Source organism: Aquiflexum sp. TKW24L (assembly GCF_023502205.1).
Classification (GTDB): domain Bacteria; phylum Bacteroidota; class Bacteroidia; order Cytophagales; family Cyclobacteriaceae; genus Cognataquiflexum.
This window is the reverse complement of the sequence record NZ_JAMFLG010000082.1, coordinates 1-1426: the sequence shown is the minus strand read 5'-3', so window position 1 is coordinate 1426 and position 1426 is coordinate 1. Positions and strand designations below refer to the sequence as shown.

Sequence of the window (1426 nt, the reverse complement as noted above, 5' to 3'; positions counted from 1 at the left end):
TGTCACGTCCTGAATTTACTTGACACTTTTTTCATTGTTTTTCTTTTGTTTTCAATCTTCTTAAATGCCACATAGCACAAGTAAGGAAATCTGTCAAGGCCGACGCGTAGCGGCGTTTATATAGCCTTGACAGGTTTCTGTCTTGTGCTACCTTTGCGTTTGAGAGATGAAAACACTGACAATCCCTTGTGGATGTCATTTGGTTTGTTCATTTCCAAGGACATGTGCGGCCTTTTTTCATTATAACTCGCCACCGCATGTTTTACAGCTGAAAGTGCCTCTGCCAGATTTGCAAATGTCGCATCGAGCAGGTACTCTGTTTTCAATATACCGTTGACCCTTTCGGCCATGGCATTGTCATAGCAGTTCCCCGCCTCCCCCATGCTTGATTGGATACCTGCTTCTTCGAGCAATGCTGTATACAGCTTGCTGCAATACTGGAAACCCCTGTCAGAATGATGGACAAGCCCCATTGGATCGGGACACTGCCTGATGGCCATTTTCAGGGCTTCGACAGCCCATCTTGCTTCCAGAGTGTTTCCCAGAAACCACCCGACTATCTTCCTGCTGTAAGCATCGGTTATCAGAAAAAGGTATCTGAAAGTATCACCCACGCGGATGTAAGTTATGTCAGATACCCATGCCTGGTGGGCCAATGTCCAGACCTTTCCGTTGAAATGGTCCTTAAACTGGCTGTAACGCATAAATGATTGTGTGGTAACCACATACTTCTTTTTACGGTGGACCAAAAGCCCTGCTGAATACAGTAACCTAAAGAACTTATCCCGACCCATTTTCACCCCCATCCTTGCAATGTCATCCCCGAGAAGATGGTAAAGTTTTCTCCCGCCCATTCTTGGATGTACCCTTCTCTGATCCCTTACAAGATCAAGCACAAGATCATTGCCGGTCTCTTCACCGATACGGTCACTCGCCCAGCTGTAATAGGCCGATCTGCTGTAACCGAAATATTTACACACTTTTCCCACATTTAACCCCTCTTTCCTTTGCCCAACGCACCTGTGCCAAAGTTTTTTTTTAAATCCGTCCTATACTCCTCGTTGGCCACTTCAATCAGTGTCTCCAGACATTTGTTCGCTATGATCGAATCCGCAAGGGCTTCCTTCAGTTTCTTGTTTTCTTCTTCAAGTTGCTTAAGTCTGTTTTTCTCATCCATGGTTTCTACCCTTACTATTTTGTTTAAAAGATGGTCTTTTCCAAAATGCCTTACCCACTTCTGGACCGTAGTCGCCCCACCTATGCCGTACTTCTTTTGGAGATAACTTATAGAAGAGCCTGACTCGTACTCCTCTACTACCTGTCTTTTGAATCCAATACTGTACCGATTAACTGTTTGAACCTGTTTTGTCATAATTTCACCTGTTTATAGTTTGACTTTTCTGTCAAGCTATTTCAGGACATGTCA

Annotated in this window: 2 protein-coding genes; both read right to left on the bottom strand. The window is 44.4% G+C overall.

Going from position 1 to position 1426, the window contains the following annotated elements:
• Positions 1 to 116: 116 nt before the first annotated feature.
• On the bottom strand, positions 117 to 980 hold the full coding sequence (locus M3O96_RS21845; protein ID WP_249725410.1) for an IS3 family transposase: 864 nt from the start codon (positions 978 to 980) through the stop codon (positions 117 to 119).
• 11 nt (positions 981 to 991) lie between these two features.
• Positions 992 to 1372, bottom strand: coding sequence for a transposase (locus M3O96_RS21840; RefSeq protein WP_249725408.1), 381 nt, complete (start codon positions 1370 to 1372; stop codon positions 992 to 994).
• Between the last annotated feature and the right edge of the window lie 54 nt (positions 1373 to 1426).